Source organism: Thermosyntropha tengcongensis (assembly GCF_055381335.1).
This window is the reverse complement of record NZ_AP042437.1, coordinates 1654026-1670730: the sequence shown is the minus strand read 5'-3', so window position 1 is coordinate 1670730 and position 16705 is coordinate 1654026. Positions and strand designations below refer to the sequence as shown.

General features: G+C 42.6%; 15 protein-coding genes. All 15 read left to right on the top strand.

Translation table 11 applies throughout. From position 1 onward, the window contains the following. Positions 1 to 19 precede the first annotated feature (19 nt). The 15 genes from nuoE (at position 20) to ACZ42E_RS07920 (ending at position 16659) form a co-directional block, all read left to right on the top strand. Complete coding sequence (gene nuoE / locus ACZ42E_RS07990; protein ID WP_464891816.1) at positions 20 to 523, top strand: NADH-quinone oxidoreductase subunit NuoE; 504 nt, start codon at positions 20 to 22, stop codon at positions 521 to 523. Further along, on the top strand, positions 504 to 2318 hold the full coding sequence (locus ACZ42E_RS07985) for an NADH-ubiquinone oxidoreductase-F iron-sulfur binding region domain-containing protein (protein WP_464891815.1): 1815 nt from the start codon (positions 504 to 506) through the stop codon (positions 2316 to 2318). Before nuoE ends, ACZ42E_RS07985 begins: the two co-directional genes overlap by 20 nt. 15 nt (positions 2319 to 2333) lie before the next feature. Further along, positions 2334 to 3071: a 2Fe-2S iron-sulfur cluster-binding protein gene (locus ACZ42E_RS07980; protein ID WP_464891814.1), complete on the top strand. Its 738-nt coding sequence runs from the start codon at positions 2334 to 2336 to the stop codon at positions 3069 to 3071. Between the two features lie 116 nt (positions 3072 to 3187). Continuing rightward, positions 3188 to 5191 (top strand): sigma-54-dependent Fis family transcriptional regulator, encoded by a 2004-nt coding sequence (locus ACZ42E_RS07975; RefSeq protein ID WP_464891813.1) that lies wholly within the window; start codon positions 3188 to 3190, stop codon positions 5189 to 5191. A gap of 22 nt (positions 5192 to 5213) precedes the next feature. Continuing rightward, the gene (locus ACZ42E_RS07970) at positions 5214 to 6071 is read left to right on the top strand and encodes an FprA family A-type flavoprotein (protein WP_464891812.1); all 858 of its coding nucleotides are present in this window, start codon (positions 5214 to 5216) and stop codon (positions 6069 to 6071) included. After that, positions 6034 to 6744, top strand: a complete 711-nt coding sequence (locus ACZ42E_RS07965) for a (4Fe-4S)-binding protein (RefSeq protein WP_464891811.1) — start codon at positions 6034 to 6036, stop codon at positions 6742 to 6744. The genes ACZ42E_RS07970 and ACZ42E_RS07965 overlap by 38 nt, the downstream gene beginning before the upstream one ends. A 138-nt stretch (positions 6745 to 6882) precedes the next feature. Beyond that, positions 6883 to 7275 carry a GntR family transcriptional regulator gene (locus ACZ42E_RS07960; protein WP_464891810.1) on the top strand — a complete coding sequence of 131 codons (393 nt, stop codon included), beginning with the start codon at positions 6883 to 6885 and terminating at the stop codon, positions 7273 to 7275. Continuing rightward, a complete protein-coding gene (locus ACZ42E_RS07955) occupies positions 7262 to 8161 on the top strand; it encodes an ABC transporter ATP-binding protein (protein WP_464891809.1) in 900 nt (299 codons plus the stop codon). Before ACZ42E_RS07960 ends, ACZ42E_RS07955 begins: the two co-directional genes overlap by 14 nt. Further along, on the top strand, positions 8136 to 10277 hold the full coding sequence (locus tag ACZ42E_RS07950) for a DUF6449 domain-containing protein (protein WP_464891808.1): 2142 nt from the start codon (positions 8136 to 8138) through the stop codon (positions 10275 to 10277). The genes ACZ42E_RS07955 and ACZ42E_RS07950 overlap by 26 nt, the downstream gene beginning before the upstream one ends. A 231-nt stretch (positions 10278 to 10508) precedes the next feature. Next, on the top strand, positions 10509 to 10793 hold the full coding sequence (gene gatC / locus ACZ42E_RS07945; protein WP_464893509.1) for an Asp-tRNA(Asn)/Glu-tRNA(Gln) amidotransferase subunit GatC: 285 nt from the start codon (positions 10509 to 10511) through the stop codon (positions 10791 to 10793). A gap of 14 nt (positions 10794 to 10807) precedes the next feature. Then, the gene (gene gatA, locus ACZ42E_RS07940; protein ID WP_464891807.1) at positions 10808 to 12259 is read left to right on the top strand and encodes an Asp-tRNA(Asn)/Glu-tRNA(Gln) amidotransferase subunit GatA; all 1452 of its coding nucleotides are present in this window, start codon (positions 10808 to 10810) and stop codon (positions 12257 to 12259) included. Beyond that, on the top strand, positions 12260 to 13708 hold the full coding sequence (gene gatB / locus ACZ42E_RS07935; protein ID WP_464891806.1) for an Asp-tRNA(Asn)/Glu-tRNA(Gln) amidotransferase subunit GatB: 1449 nt from the start codon (positions 12260 to 12262) through the stop codon (positions 13706 to 13708). 4 nt (positions 13709 to 13712) lie between these two features. Then, complete coding sequence (gene nifV, locus ACZ42E_RS07930; protein ID WP_464891805.1) at positions 13713 to 14882, top strand: homocitrate synthase; 1170 nt, start codon at positions 13713 to 13715, stop codon at positions 14880 to 14882. Between the two features lie 3 nt (positions 14883 to 14885). After that, positions 14886 to 16139, top strand: a complete 1254-nt coding sequence (locus ACZ42E_RS07925; protein WP_464891804.1) for a 3-isopropylmalate dehydratase large subunit — start codon at positions 14886 to 14888, stop codon at positions 16137 to 16139. Between the two features lie 19 nt (positions 16140 to 16158). Beyond that, the gene (locus ACZ42E_RS07920) at positions 16159 to 16659 is read left to right on the top strand and encodes a 3-isopropylmalate dehydratase small subunit (RefSeq protein ID WP_464891803.1); all 501 of its coding nucleotides are present in this window, start codon (positions 16159 to 16161) and stop codon (positions 16657 to 16659) included. Positions 16660 to 16705 lie beyond the last annotated feature (46 nt).

The following is a 16705-nucleotide window of genomic DNA, read 5'->3' as shown; positions in this document are numbered from 1 at the left end:
CTGTTAAGGAGGAATTTTCATGCAAGGGGTTTTAGATGAAGCAGCTGTAAAAAAATCCTGTGAAGAGATATTAAGAAATTATCCTCCCGAACCCCGGTATATTCTGGCTGTTATGCAGGATATGCAGAAAAGGTTTAATTATCTTCCCAGGGAAGGGCTGAAGATGCTGGCGGTTTATACAGGGGTTCCCTTCAGCCGTGTATATGCTATGGCTTCTTTTTATAAAGCTTTTAGCCTTAAGCCTAAAGGACGTTATGTAATAAGGGTTTGTGACGGAACGGCCTGTCATATAAAAGGCTCAGAGACGCTGGTGGAGCAGATTTATAAGTATCTGAAAATAAGGCCGGGCGAAACCACCCCTAACGGAGATTTTTCTCTGGAAACAGTAAATTGTCTTGGGGCCTGTGCTTTGGCGCCGGTAATGGTAATAAATGAAAAAGTCTATGGCAAAGTTACCCCGGCCGATATAGAAAGAATTATCAAGGAATATGGAGGCTGTACCGATGAAGGAAAATCTTGCTAAAAGCGAAAAAACTGTAAAGATAATGGTATGCTGCGGAACAGGCTGTACAGCAAATGGAGCCCGGGAAGTTCTTAGCCGCTTTGAGGAAAAACTTAAAGGAAACGAAAATTTTGAGGTAATACCGGTGTTGAAAGCTACTGGATGTAATGGATGGTGTGAAAAAGGGCCTCTGGTAAAAATTATGCCTGAAGACATCACCTACTGTCAGGTGAAAGCGAAAGATGTAGACGAGATAGTGGAAAAAACCCTGCTGAAAGGTGAAAAAATAAAGCGGCTTTTATATCGGGATCCAGTAAGCAAAGAATTTTTGCAGTCTTTGCATCAGACGGATTTTTATCGCAAGCAGAAAAAGATAGCTTTGCGCAATATCGGGGAAATTGATCCTGGTTCCATAGATGACTACATAGAACGTGGGGGCTATAAAGCGTTAGAAAAAGCCTTGCGGAATATGACGCCTGATGAAGTGCTGTCTGAGGTTATCAAATCCGGTTTAAGAGGCAGGGGAGGAGGAGGTTTTCCTACCGGGCGCAAGTGGAAGGCCTGTAAAGATACCCCTCGCTTTCCCAAATATATAATATGCAATGGGGATGAAGGAGATCCTGGCGCTTTTATGGACCGCAGCATAATGGAAGGAGATCCCCATACTATCATTGAAGGGATGCTCATATGTGCCTATGTTTTACAGGCGGAAAAAGGTTTTATTTATGTACGTGATGAATATGACCTGGCTGTCAAATATCTGGGACAGGCTATTATGGATGCGCGCAAGCGGGGCTTTTTGGGAAGGAATATTTTAGGAAGCTCGCTTTCGTTTGATATAGAACTGGTGAGAGGTGGCGGGGCTTTTGTCTGTGGTGAGGAAACGGCCCTTATTAAGTCCATTGAAGGTTATCCCGGAGAACCGCATGACAAATATGTTTTTCCTACCGAAAAAGGCTTGTGGGGACAGCCTACAGTTATAAATAATGTAGAAACCTGGGCTAATATACCGGTAATTGTCCTTGAAGGAGGAGAAAAATTTGCTTCTATAGGCACCAAGGGAAGTCCGGGAACGAAAGTTTTTTCTCTGGTTGGCAAAGTGGTAAATACCGGATTGGTAGAAGTGCCTATGGGTATAACCTTGAGGGAAATAATTTATGAAATCGGGGGAGGGGTGCCAAACGGACGGCAGTTTAAGGCTGTCCAGACAGGAGGCCCTTCCGGAGGATGTATTCCTGCTCACCTGTTAGATTTAGAAGTAGATTTTGATACCCTTACCCGGGAAGGTTCCATGATGGGTTCAGGCGGCATTATCGTCATGGATGACACTACCTGTATGGTAGAAGTTGCCCGCTATTATACTAATTTTCTGGCCGGGGAATCATGCGGAAAATGTGCGCCCTGCCGGGAAGGTTTAAAGGCACTTCTTACTATACTTAATCGTATAGTTAAGGGCGAAGGGGTAATAAAGGACTTGAAACTTTTGGAAGACATTGCTGAAGTTATGCAGGAAGCTTCGCTTTGTGCCCTGGGACGCACAGCACCTAATCCGGTTTTATCCACCCTTAAATATTTCCGGGATGAATATATTGCCCATATTGTTGATAAACGGTGTCCCGCGGGGGTGTGCCCTGAGCTTACTGTCTTTGAAATTGATGATAAATTGTGTAATGGATGTACTCTTTGTAAGAAAAACTGTCCGGTAGATGCCATTATAGGGGAAGCCAAACAAGCGCATGCTATTTTGCAGGATAAATGTATACACTGTGGTGAATGTTATCGCAATTGCCGGTTTAGAGCTATCAAGGTAAAGTAGGGGAGGCGTTCTGATTTGAAGCTTATAATTGATGGTCGGGAAGTTGCAGCTTATCCCGGAGAAACTATTTTGGAGGTGTGCCGGAGGGAAAACATATTTATACCTTCTTTATGCTATCATCCGGCCTTTAAGGGGCAAGGGGTATGCCGCATGTGTATGGTGGAGCTGGAAAATGAAAAGGGAGAAAGAAGGCTGGTTGCTTCCTGTACTTATCCGGTACAGGAAGGTTTAAAAGTTATTACTTCTTCCGAAAAGATAGACAAAGTGAGAAAGACCATAGTCAGATTGCTGGCCGGGCGGGCTCAAGGCAGCACTTATATGAAGGACCTGGCAGAGCAGTACGGGGTAGAGCCTTTTATGCTGCCGGGTTTAGATAATGAAAAATGTATACTTTGCCGCCTTTGTGTCAATGCCTGCCAGAAGGTGGGAAGCTCAGTTCTGGCTGCAGTTTGGCGGGGAATTGACAAGAAGATAAGCACTCCTTATGACCAGGCAGCTGAAGAATGTATAGGCTGTGCAGCCTGTTATGAAGTATGCCCGACAGGTGCGATTGAAATGAAAGAAGAAGACGGCGTAAGGATTATATGGAATAAAACTTTTAATCTGGTTAAATGTGCCTCCTGTGGCAGGCCATATGCAACAGAAGAGCAGATAGCCGTGCTTAAAGATAGAGCAGATTATAGCGGTTTAAATCTTTGTGATACCTGCCGAAGAAAAGAAATGGCTGTTAAGCTGAAGCACCTGAGTTTTTAAAATTTATGTACTTCAGGCCAGCCCTGTAAAATGAGGCTGGCTTTTTGTGTTATTATTTTTATTAGGACTTGCTTTTTAAATTCTGCTTGCGGGCAGGATTTAAAAGGAGGGAGAAGATGAAAGAAGTAAAAAGGGCCTGGCAGGGTTTTGTGGCTACAGGTAAGCTGGATGGTTTTGAAGTACGGAAGGAAATTGGGGAATCCTGGCTTAGATGTTATAAAAATAAGGTTAATCCGGTTGGCGAATATAAGCTTCCGGTTATTAGCAGAGAGGAAATAGAGAAAATAAAGGAGAAAAAATCAGCGCTTTTAAAGCTGGCTCTTCCATTAATGCAAAAACTTTATCAGTTTGTGGCAGGTTCGGGGTTTATCGTGGTTTTGACCGATGAAAATGCTCATGTGCTTGAATCTATGGGGGATGAAGAAGTTATATCCAGGATTGAAGAACTTCTGGTTCCAGGTACCTGCTGGGCAGAAGAGTTTGCTGGTACTAACGCTATAGGGACAGTTATAAAACTTGGCCGGCCTTTGCAGGTTTCTGGAGAGGAGCACTACTGTTCTTTTCTGCACAGCTGGACTTGTTCAGGAGCTCCTATCAGGGGAGAAAACAATGAAATTATTGGGGTTTTGGATATTTCCGGACCCTGTGACCTGAGTCATATACATACCCTGGGTATGGTGGTGGCAACAGCAGAAGCTATTATGTCCAACCTGAAAATAGAGAAAAAGAACCGGGAACTTAAAACGGTTAATAAGCAGATGCAGGATGTTTTTTTAAATATGTCAGATGGAGTAATTTTTGTGGAAAGAGACGGTACCATTGGGCATGTTAATCCAGCAGCGGAAAAGATTTTGCAAAAGGGCAGCCGTATGCTTAAAGGTAGTTTTATAGGAGATATAATAGCTTTCCCGCGGGATATAAGAGGCAGCTGGGAAAAAGGGGAACCTCAGGAATACAGTGATGTTGAAATTACAGTTAAAAACGGCGAGGAGGATGTAAACTGTATTGCTTCAGGGATTGTAGTACGGGATGAAAAAGGAGAGATAACCGGTACACTTATTATAATAAATCCGGTAAAAAGAATAAGAAGGCTGGTAAACAGGTTCAGCGGAGCCCATGCCACTTTTTGTTTTTCAGACATTATAGGAAAAGATCCCCGGTTTGTGGAAGCGGTTAAAATGGCGAGGATGGCGGCAGCTACCAGTAGCAGTGTCCTTTTGCAGGGAGAAAGCGGAACGGGAAAGGAACTTTTTGCCCAGGCCATACATAACGGCAGCGCTCGCTGTAATGAACCTTTTGTGGCGGTAAACTGCGGTGCTATTCCCCGTGAACTTCTGGGAAGCGAACTTTTTGGTTATGCAGATGGAGCTTTTACCGGAGCTAAAAAAGGAGGAAGACCGGGAAAGTTTGAACTGGCTTCGGGAGGAACCCTTTTTCTGGATGAGATTGGGGAAATGCCTCTGGGAAAACAGGTAGCCCTTTTAAGGGCTATTCAGGAAAAGGAGATTACCAGGCTGGGGGATGATAAGGTGATCCCGGTAGATGTGCGTATAATATGTGCTACCAACAAGGATCTTTATCAGGAGGTTTTAAAAGGCAACTTCCGCCAGGATTTATATTACCGGCTTAATGTTATATCTATTGTACTTCCACCTTTGAGGGAAAGGATAGCTGATATTCCACTGCTTTTTTATCACTTTTTGGAAGATATAAGTGAAAAGATGAAGATTAAGGTGCCTCAGGTAGATAAAGAAGTTTTAGACTACCTTTCTGTTTACAGCTGGCCCGGTAATGTACGGGAACTGCATAATGTAGTAGAAAGGCTTTTAAATATAACTGGAGGGGATAAGATAACTGCAGCTCATCTGCCGGAGGAGATAACCGGGGTAAGGAGCAGGTTACGGGAAGCGGGAACTAGCAGCTACCATACTTTAGAGCCTTTTTTATCGGTGGAACAGGAAAGGCAGAGGTATAAAAGGAATTTGGAGGGGGAAGAGTACCGTATGCTTTTAGGCTTGATAAGCAAATATGGGGGGAATGTAACCAGAATAGCGAAAGAAATGGGGGTTTCCCGCAATACGGTATACCGAAAAATGAAAAAATATGGTATTTTAATATAAAAATAGCAATGGGGGAATGCTGATGGAGGCATTAAAAATAAAAGAAGGGATATACTGGGTGGGGGTTCAAGATCCTGATTTACGGACTTTTGATATAATAATGTATACTTCTCATGGCACGAGTTACAATTCTTATCTTATAAAAGATGAAAAAATAGCGTTAATAGATACGGTTAAAGAAAAGTTTGCTGTTGAATTTATAGAACGTGTTAAAAGCGTGGTTGCCATTGAAAATATAGATTTTTTAATACTCCAGCATGCTGAGCCTGACCATGCGGGAGCGGTGCGAAAAATTTTAGAGCTAAATCCTGATATTACTGTTGTAGCACATCCTAATACTATTGAATTTTTACATGAAATATTGAATCAGGATTTTAAATATAAAAGGGTAGGAAATGGCAAAGAACTTTCACTGGGGTATAAAAAACTTTATTTTCTAAGCGCTCTTCTTATGCACTGGCCTGACAATATTTATACCTATTTAAAAGAAGATGGCATACTTTTTTCCGGGGATTCTTTTGGAAGCCATTATTCTGATGAAAGGCTGTTTGATGATGTAATAGGGGATGTTTTTTGGCCGGAATTTAAATATTACTATGAAAAAATAATGCATCCTTTTAGGGAAAGGGTTTATATTACTTTGCCTAAACTAGATAGGCTAAATATAAATATGATATGTCCAGCTCATGGGCCTTTATTGCGAAAAGACCCGCAAAAATATATTGAATTTTATAAAGAATGGTCTTCTCCCGTGTTGATGGAAGAAATACCCAAGGTAGTGATAGCCTATGTAAGCGCATACGGCTATACGCGAATGCTGAAAGATGCTATTGTTAAAGGATTTGAAAAAAACAGGAAAATTTCAAATAAAATGCTATGATCTGGAAAAGACAGAACCCGAAGTGGTGCTGAAAGATCTGGAAAATGCATGCTGTCTTTTGGTGGGTTCGCCAACTATAAATAAGGATGCTCCTTTGCCGATTTGGCAGTTTTTAAGTTTATTATCTCCTGTTATCCATCAGAACTTGATTGCTTCAGCTTTTGGCTCTTATGGCTGGAGTGGGGAAGCTGTTCATAACATTGAAAAACGGCTGGGCATGTTGAGGATGAAGGTTCTGCCAGGGCTGAGAGTTCGGTTAAAACCAGGGGAGGAAAAACTGAAGCAGGGAGAAGATTTTGGCCAAATGGTAGCCAGGGCAGTTTTGGAAAGAAGAGAAGCTGACATTAAAAATGTTTTTTTGCCTGTAAACTGTAATACGAATAAGCATAGAATAGCCAGGATGCGAAAGTATCAGAATAATGACATAATAGTCTACTGGTTTCCGAATAAATGTATACATGACACTAATTGTTTTGTCAATTTGCCGCAGGTTTTTGATCCTGAAAAAAGGCCCTGGGTAAATCTTAACGGGGCAGATCCGGTAGACATTATGAGAAATATAGACAATTGCCCTTCCGGTGCTTTGCAATATTCTATCCCAGAGAGTTCCAGTATCTCTGCCGAATTTGAGGGTGGAGCTGGATTAAGAAGGGACTATAGAAAAAGAGATTAGTTGAACTGGCTTCCTTAAAAAGTTTTAAGGAAGCTTTTTTATTGTCTTAAAGAGAATTTATGTTATAATTGTACTATATGTAGTAATACACATATGATGATTTTTAAAGATGAAGCAGGCATTGAAAGGGGGTGCCTTATGTTTGAACTGGATGTCAAGAGCCGCAAGCCTATATATGAACAGCTGGTAGAAAAGATAAAGGAACTTATTATTAATGATGTATTAAAACCTGATGAACAGCTGCCCCCGGTAAGGATCCTGGCGCGGGATTTGTCTATAAATCCCAATACTATTCAGAAGGCGTACCGGGAGCTGGAAAGAATGGGTTATATTTATTCTATTCCAGGCAAAGGAAATTATGTTAATCCTGAAAAACCTAAAGAGAAAGAAGGAAGGATTATGGAGTTAAAAGAAGAGCTGAAGAAGATAATTATGGAGATGATTTTTTTAGGATTGACCCTGGAGGAGATTGACAGGCTGATAGATGAAATAATAACCCTGGAAGGAGGGGAAAAAGGTGATAGAAGCTAGAGGGGTAGCCAAGAGTTTTTATGATATAAAGGCTTTGCAGGATGTAAGCATGTATGTAGAAAGGGGCTCCATATATGGACTTCTAGGTTCCAATGGGGCAGGCAAGACCACCCTTTTAAAGATACTGGCAGGTATTTACCGGCAGGATGCTGGTGAAGTGTCGATAGAGGGAAAACCAGTTTTTGAAAATCCGCTTGTTAAAGGGAAAATAGCTTTTATTCCTGACCAGCTTTATTATTTCCCTAACTATACCATAAATGACATGGCTGCCTTTTACAGGCGGGTTTATCCCTGCTGGAATGAAGAGAAATATTTAAAGCTGAGGCAGGTTTTTGGCATTGACCAGGATAGAAAGATAAGGACTTTATCCAAAGGCATGCAGAGGCAGGTCGCTTTTTGGCTGGCTTTATCGCTGGAACCGGAGATTATGATTCTTGATGAACCCCTGGACGGTTTGGAGCCGGTTATGCGCAAAAAGGTAAAAAGCTTGCTTATAGGGGAAGTGGCGGAAAGAGATGTGACCATAGTTATTTCTTCCCATAATTTAAGGGAACTGGAAGATTTGTGCGATTATATAGGCATACTGCACAAGGGCAAAATGCTTGTACAAAAAGAACTGGACGAATACCGCTCAAACATCCATAAGGTACAGCTGGCTTTTAACCGGGAAATCCCGGATAACCTTTTTATTCCCGAAAATGGCCAGTGTGTGGAAAGGCGCGGAAGTGTGCTGGTTTTTATAAGCCGGGGGCAGAGAGATGAGATATTAAATCGTTTCAAGGCTTATGAGCCGGTTATTCTTGATATTTTGCCTCTTACCCTGGAGGAAGTATTTATATATGAGATGGGAGGAGAGGGTTATGCCGTTAAACAGCTATTTGAATAAGGGGATTTTGAGAAATAACCTGAAGAGGTTTGGCTGGATAGGTGTTTCGTATTTTATAGGCCTGTTTTTGTTTGTCCCTTTCCGTATAATCATGCTGCAGTATGCTTACCCCCAGGTTCAGGTTGTGCCTTACAGCGCATATAATTATGTTGCTGTTTTTAACCCTAACCATTCTCCCGTACTGTTGCTGTTTCTGGTGGGTATGCCGGTTCTGGCAGGAACCCTTCTTTTCCGCTATTTGCATACCGGGGAAGAAGTCGCCTTTAACCATGCCCTGCCGGTAAACCGCAAAGTTTTTTACCATACCCATATGTTAACTGGCCTTATATTGCTTCTGGTTCCGCTTTTATTGACATTTTTCATATCCTGGATGCTTAGCGGGATTTATGGCTTAGAATTTATAAGTTCTGTCTTTCTTATCAGGTGGCTCTTTATATCAGCGGTTCTCAACCTGGTTGTTTTGTCTACCTGTGTGCTGATGGGTGTCATAACCGGCATGTCTTTTTTGCAGGTGCTTTTAACTTTTATTCTGCTCGTTTTACCCAGCGGGATTATAGCCATATTAAATCATAACCTGGGATACCTTCTCTATGGATGGCCGGCAGAATACTACAGCCATGGGCTGGACAGATATTCTCCCCTGTTAAAGCTCATTGCTTTTTATGGGTCCAGTGCTTATGAATATGTAGCTAAGTCTCCTCTCAGTATAAAGATTGACTACCACGTAATCGCACTTTGTCTGGTTATTGCTGCGGTCTTCTATTTTTTGGGCCTCTACCTTTACAATATGCGCAAACTGGAAAGGGCGGGGGAGGCCATAACCTTTGACCTCCTGCGGGAAATCTTCCGCTACGGAGTAGTATTCTGCTTTATGCTGGCAGCAGGCAGCTATTTTGGCGAAACCCAGGGAAGCAGAGGCTGGATTTATATCGGCTATTTTATAGGCTCCATCCTTTCTTATATAGGAGTAGAGATACTGCTGTCCAGGTCGCTTGATATTTTCAGGTTAAGGGTCTGGAAAGGTTATATGGCATATGCCCTGGTAGTTGTGGCTCTGCTGGGTATATTAAATAATGACCTTACTGGTTATGAGAAGAGGATACCTTCTTTTGACGAAATAAAGTATGTGTATATGGATGAAACTTTTGGCTATTTCCAGTCTAACCGCGAATTTGAAGAACTTTTGGAGAGAGGGGCTGATATTAAGGAACTGGAAAGCCAGGGCTTGACCAGGCCAGTTGTGACTGTATTCCATGAAGGAGAAAATATAAAAAATATTCTTCGTTTACAGAAGGATATAATAGCTGACCGCAGAAGCGGAAAAGAGACGGCAGGGAAACGTTTATGGCCTAAATACCGTCAGGTGTGCCTGGTCTATGCCACAAAAGACGGAAGACTTTTTTGCCGGCAGTATAACATAGAGTGGAAAAAGTATGCCAGCGAATTAAAGCCTATTTATGAATCAGAAGAATATAAGAAGGCACACTTCGGTATTTACAGGCTTAAGGTTGCTGAAGTAAGGGAAATGTCGATAATTTCTTATGATGCAAGCGATAAAAAGGTTGTAATAAAAGATCCGTCACTTATCGCACAGGCCATAGAAGCATTGAAGAAAGATGTAAGCGCCATGACTTATGAAGAGATGTTTAAACCGGGGCGCGCCAGCTGGGGAAGCGTAGATTTCTTGCGGAAAAGTGAAAATCCGGGAACAATAGGGGGATATCAGACTGAGTCAGTTAGCTGGGAAAAATCTTTTGTCTATTTTGATGAATGGCTTAAGAAAATAGGCAAATATGAAAAAGCCCGGGTTATAGCGGGAGAAGATGTGAAATATGTGCTGGTAAAAAAGATAGAAGATAAAGATCCCCAGCAGTTTGTCCAGAAAATGGAGAGACAAAATCTTGAAGTGGATGAACTTATCCAGGAAAAAGGGTTTAAAAAGATAGAAGATGTTAAAATAATAGAGTACTGCCTTAAAAACTGCCTCTCCCTGTACGGGGTAAATGAAGAACCGGATTATTTGAAAGGGTACACGGTGATTTTTGTGTATAAAAACAAAGATGGGGAAAGCCCTGGATTTCCTTATATTATAACCAGTTTGCCGGCAGGGGTTTAAAAGGGTGTTTAAACGCTGGGTTTTATAGCCCGGCGTTTATTTTTCTAAAGAAAAGGGAATAAATATACAGTCCGCGTATTTTTTATGAGAAAAGGATTTTTGAGGTGATTAAAATATTTTTGCTTGACGGGCAGGATTTCGATTGGGTAAAATTTTTATTTAAATATGCGTTTTTTTGGTATAATATTGACCATGAATGCTGGTAAGAGAAAATTAGGAGGTAGTCTTGAAATGGCTTTAACTATAAAGGAAGTGGAACATGTGGCCATGCTGGCCAGGCTAAGCCTTTCCGAAGAGGAAAAGCAGATTTTTGCAGAACAGCTGGGAGCTATTCTGGATTATGTGGAAAAATTGAATGAACTTGATACCGAAGGGGTAGAACCCCTGGCTCATATACTGCCGGTTTTTAATGTATTTCGGGAAGATGAGGTTAAGCCTGGCAGTACCAGGGATGAAATATTGTCTAATGGACCTCTTACGGAGGATGGATATTATAAGGTGCCGAAAATAATTTAAGGAGGTTCTCCTGGATGCAGCTTTATGAAATGACAGCACATGAGGTAAGAAATCTGCTGGCTAAAAAAGAGGTTTCAGCCAGGGAAGTTTTAGATTCGGTAATGGAAAGGATAGAAAAAGTAGAAGATAAGGTAAAATCTTTTGTAACGATAACTTCTGACTTAGCTTATGATAAAGCAGACTGGTGTGATAAAGAGAGTGCAGAAGGAAGCATAAAAGGTATTCCCTATGCCTTAAAGGATATTATCTGCACGAAAGGGATAAAGACTACCTGTTCTTCAAAAATGCTTAAGGATTTTGTGCCCTTTTATGATGCCACCGTGGCACGTCTTTTAGGTGAAGAACACGGGGTGCTGGTAGGAAAGCTTAATATGGATGAGTTTGCCATGGGCTCTTCTACTGAACAGTCAGCTTTTTTCCCCACCCGTAATCCCTGGGATTTAGAAAGGGTTCCAGGAGGGTCTTCCGGAGGTTCAGCTTCTGCAGTAGCTGCTGATGAGGTGTTTTTTACTCTGGGGACTGATACCGGGGGCTCCATCAGGCAGCCTGCTTCTTTTTGTGGCATAGTAGGGATGAAACCCACCTACGGCAGAGTTTCCCGCTGGGGCGTGGTAGCTTTTGCTTCTTCTCTCGACCAGGTAGGGGTTTTCAGCAAGGATGTGGAAGATTGTGCCCTGGTTATGAATATAATCTGCGGCAAGGACCCTCTTGATTCTACCAGTGTTGAGATTAAAGTTCCCGACTTTACTTCTTTTTTGAGCACCGATATAAAAGGTATGAAAATTGCCTACCCCAGGGAATATTTTGGAAAAGGGATTGATGAGGATATCAAATCTGCGGTTATGAAAGCTTTAAAGCATTATGAGGAAATGGGAGCAGTGGTAGAAGAAGTATCCCTCCCGCATAGTGAATATGCCCTGCCTGCCTATTATATAATCGCACCGGCAGAAGCGAGTGCAAACCTGGCTCGCTTTGATGGGGTAAGGTACGGCTTGCGGGATTTTAAAGCGGAAAATGTTGTAGATATGTTTTCTAATACCAGAAAGGAAGGATTTGGCCCGGAAGTAAAAAGAAGGATCATGCTGGGGACTTATGCGCTAAGTTCTGGCTATTATGATGCCTATTATCTCAAAGCGTTAAAGGTTAGAAGGCTTATATATAACGATTTTGCCCGGGTTTTTGAAAAATTTGACATTATAGTTTCTCCCACCACCCCTACGGTTGCTTTTAAATTAGGGGAACAGAGCGATCCCTTAACCCTTTATATGAATGATATTTTAACGGTCCCGGTAAATATGGCCGGACTTCCCGGAATGTCTATACCCTGCGGTTTTAAAGATGGGCTTCCTATTGGTATGCAGATAATAGGAAAAGCGTTTGATGAAGGGACTATGCTTAAAGCTGCTTATGCCTTTGAACAGACTACTGATTATCACAAGGTTAAACCGGCACTGGAGGTGAAGTAATTGAACAGCGAATTTGAAGTAGTAATCGGGCTGGAAGTTCATGTAGAACTTAAAACCAGGACCAAGATATTCTGCTCCTGTTCAACTGAATTTGGAGCAGAGCCTAATACTCAGGTATGTCCGGTATGTTCCGGCTTTCCAGGTATGCTTCCGGTCTTAAACCGCAAGGTAGTGGAATATGCTATCCGGGCTGGTTTAGCCTTGAACTGTGAAATTGCAGAATTTTGCAAGTTTGACCGCAAAAATTATTTTTACCCGGATTTGCCCAAGGCTTACCAGATTTCTCAGTATGACCTGCCTATCTGCAAAAATGGCTATGTAGATATAGAAGTGAATGGAGAAAAGAGAAGAATTGGGATTATAAGGGCCCATATGGAGGAGGATGCAGGTAAACTGGTACATCAGGGAACGATTACCTCTACACCTTTTTCCCTGGTAGACCTTAACCGTTCCGGGGTACCGCTTCTGGAGATAGTTTCGGCACCAGATCTCAGAAGTGCGCAGGAAGCAAGGGCTTATATGGAAAAACTCCGCTCTATACTCCTTTTTGCCGGGGTATCTGACTGCAAGATGCAGGAAGGCTCTTTAAGGTGTGATGCCAATGTATCGGTAAGACGTCGGGGAGAAACTAAACTGGGAGTTAGAACGGAGATTAAGAATCTTAATTCATTTAAGGCTTTGGAAAAAGCTATTGAATATGAAGCGAAAAGGCAGATAGAGGCTATTGAGGACGGGGAAGAGATTATCCAGGAAACCCGCACCTGGGATGAGGAAAAACAGGTTACCCGTTCGATGAGGTCCAAGGAAGAAGCGCATGATTACAGGTATTTCCCGGACCCTGACCTGCCGCCTTTGAGAATCAGCCGGGAATGGGTAGAAGAAATAAGAAGGAGTATGCCGGAACTGCCAGAACAGGCTAAAAAAAGGCTTATGGATGAATATGGACTGCCCAGCTATGATGCAGAAATTATAACTTTAACTCCTGAATATTTAGCCTTTTTTGACCGGTGTGTAAGCCTTTATCCGGATGCTAAAACGGTGTCTAACTGGATGATGGGTGAATTGAACAAATATTTAAATCAGAATAACCTGGAAATAACGGAGGTAAAGTTTAAGCCAGAACATTTGGCTGCTATGCTAAAGCTTATTGATAACGGAACTATAAGTGGCAAGATGGCCAAGACAGTGTTTGAGGAAATGTTTAATACCGGGAAAGAACCGGAAGTTATCATAAAAGAAAAAGGCATGGTGCAGATTTCTGATACTGATACCCTGAAAGGGATTATAGAAGACGTAATCAAGGGTAATCCCAAGGTAGTGGAAGATTATCGAAGCGGAAAAGAAAAGGCGTTTGGCTTTTTGGTCGGACAGGTAATGAAAGCTACCAGGGGGCAGGCTAACCCGGCACTGGTAAATGAGCTGTTGAGAGAATATTTGAACAAGGAGTGATGTTATGAAATGGGAAAGGATGAACCTGGACTGGTTTAACCAGGCAGGGGCTAAGGTTTATATAGTTGATACTACTTTGCGGGATGGTGAGCAGACGGCCGGGGTAGTATTTTCCAATGAAGAAAAGATAAAGATTGCCAGATACCTTGACCAGATTGGAGTAGACCAGATTGAGGCTGGTATACCGGTAATGGGCGGTTTTGAGAAAGAGTGCATTAAGGAGATTGTAAATCTGGGCCTAAAAGCCAGTATAATGGCCTGGAACCGGGCAGTAATAGGTGATATTAAGGAATCCCTGTCCTGCGGAGTAGATGCGGTAGCTATTTCTATCTCTACTTCTGATATTCATATTGAATATAAGCTAAGGACTACCCGGCAGGATGTCCTGAATCGCATGTCGGATGCAGTCAAGTTTGCCAAAGATAATGGAGTCTATGTTTCAGTAAATGCAGAAGATGCTTCCCGTTCCGATATAGATTTTCTTACCGAATTTGCTCTGGTAGCCAAGCATGCAGGAGCCGACCGTCTGCGCTTTTGTGATACGGTAGGTATCCTTACTCCTTTGTCTACTTACAGGTATATAAGCACTCTGCGGGAAGCTGTAGGTATTGATATAGAAATGCATACCCACAATGATTTCGGGATGGCAACTGCCAATGCGCTGGCTGGGGTTTATGCAGGTGCCAACTATGTAGGGGTAACGGTCAATGGATTGGGAGAGAGGGCAGGTAATGCCTGCTTACAGGAAGTTATAATGGGTTTAAAGTACCTCATGCGTATTGATATGCCCCAGGATACCAGATTGTTCCGGGAGGTAGCCGAATTCGTAGCTAATGCTTCCGGAAGGCCGCTGCCAGTAAGCAAGCCTATAGTAGGAGCCAATATTTTTGCTCACGAATCCGGAATTCATGGGGATGGCGTATTGAAAAACCCGCTTACTTATGAAGTTTTTAGCCCGGAAGAAGTGGGATTGGAAAGGCAGATAGTAATAGGCAAACATTCAGGAACGGCTGCCCTTAAAGCCAAGTTTCTGGAGTATGATATTGAGCTTACGGAGGAAGAAGCCAGAGACATACTGGCCAGGGTGAGAGAAAAATCTATAGAATTAAAGCGGCCTTTATTTGATAAGGAGCTGCGGGTAATATATGAAGAATATAGAAAAGAGAGGGGATAAACTTTGGGTAAGACGATTGCCGAAAAGATTTTATCGATTAAAAGCGGCCAGGATGCTAAGGCTAATGACATAGTGATAGCTGATCTTGATTTTGTTATGGGCCAGGACGGTACTTCACCTTTAGCTATCCGGGCATTCAGGGAAATGATGGCGAAAAAGGTTTTTGATCCTAAGAAGATAGCGATGGTTATTGACCACAGTGCCCCCAGCCCCTTGCAGGGAGTATCCGAACTGCATCATCAGATGAGGGAATTTGCCAGAGAGCAGGGGATTTATCTGTATGACATAGGAGATGGAGTATGCCACCAGCTGCTTCCGGAGCAGGGACATGTGGTACCTGGCAATCTGGTTATCGGTGCAGATTCCCATACCTGTACTTATGGAGCCATAAATGTTTTTTCTACCGGGGTGGGATCTACTGACCTGGCTGCTGGCCTTATATCCGGCAAGCTTTGGTTTAAAGTGCCGGAAACCATAAAGTTTGTGCTTAATGGCAAACTTCCTCACGGGGTATTTTCCAAGGATCTTATTCTTTACCTTATCGGTGATGTTACTGCTGATGGTGCTACCTACATGGCAGCAGAATATACCGGTGAGGCGATAAGGGATTTATCGGTGGAAGCCCGCTTCACCATAAGCAATATGGCTATTGAGATGGGAGCCAAATGTGGCCTTATGGAGGCTGATGACAAAGTTATTGAATGGGTAAAACAGCACACCGATAAACCTTTTGAACCGGTAAGCCCGGATCCGGATGCGGTTTATGCCCAGGTGAGGGAATATGATGTGTCTAATCTGGAACCCCAGGTAGCCAAACCGCATACCGTAGACAATGTCTGTCCGGTAAGAGAAGTGGCAGGAACTCCTATTCAGCAGGGAGTTATTGGTACCTGTACCAATGGCAGGATGGAAGATTTAAGAATTGCGGCTAAAATTTTAAAAGGAAGAAAAATACACAAAGATACGCGTCTGGTGGTAGCCCCGGCTTCCCGTCAGGTTATGCTGCAGGCGATAAGGGAAGGAATACTGGAAATCTTTGTAGAAGCAGGTGCAGCAGTTGTAACTCCCGGCTGTGGGCCGTGTGTAGGAACCCATAATGGGATACCTTCTGATGGAGAAAATGTAATATCAACAGCAAACCGTAATTTCAAGGGAAGAATGGGGAATAACAAAGCTTTCATATACCTGGCATCTCCTGCTACGGTGGCTGCGTCTGTGCTGACCGGTAAAATTACGGATCCGCGGGAATTTTTATAAAGGAGGCTAAAGGTGAGGCATGGAATTAAAAGGTAAAGCGCATAAATTTGGGGATGATGTAAATACCGATTATATTATATCGGGGCGTTATAAATTTAAGACTCTGGATATGAAAGAACTGGCCAGACATGTAATGGAAGATTTGGATCCGGATTTTTATTCCAAAATTACTCCTGGCGACTTTATCGTGGCAGGACGCAATTTTGGCTGCGGATCTTCCAGAGAACAGGCTCCTTTGGCGATTATACATGCTGGCATAAGTGCGGTAGTAGCCAAATCATTTGCCCGCATATTCTACCGCAACTGTATAAATACCGGTTTGCCGGTAATTGAGTGTGATACAGACATGATTGATCCTGGGGATGAATTGTCTATTGATTTAGAAAAAGGGGTTTTGCATAATCTTACTAAAGGCATAGATTTAAAAATAACTCCTCTGCCCAGGGTTATGCTTAAAATTCTTTCTGATGGCGGCCTGGTGGAACATTTTAAAAAATACGGCACCTTTAATTTTGACTAAAAAAAGGGGGAAATATCCCCCTGTTTGTATTAAAGGGGATTTGCAT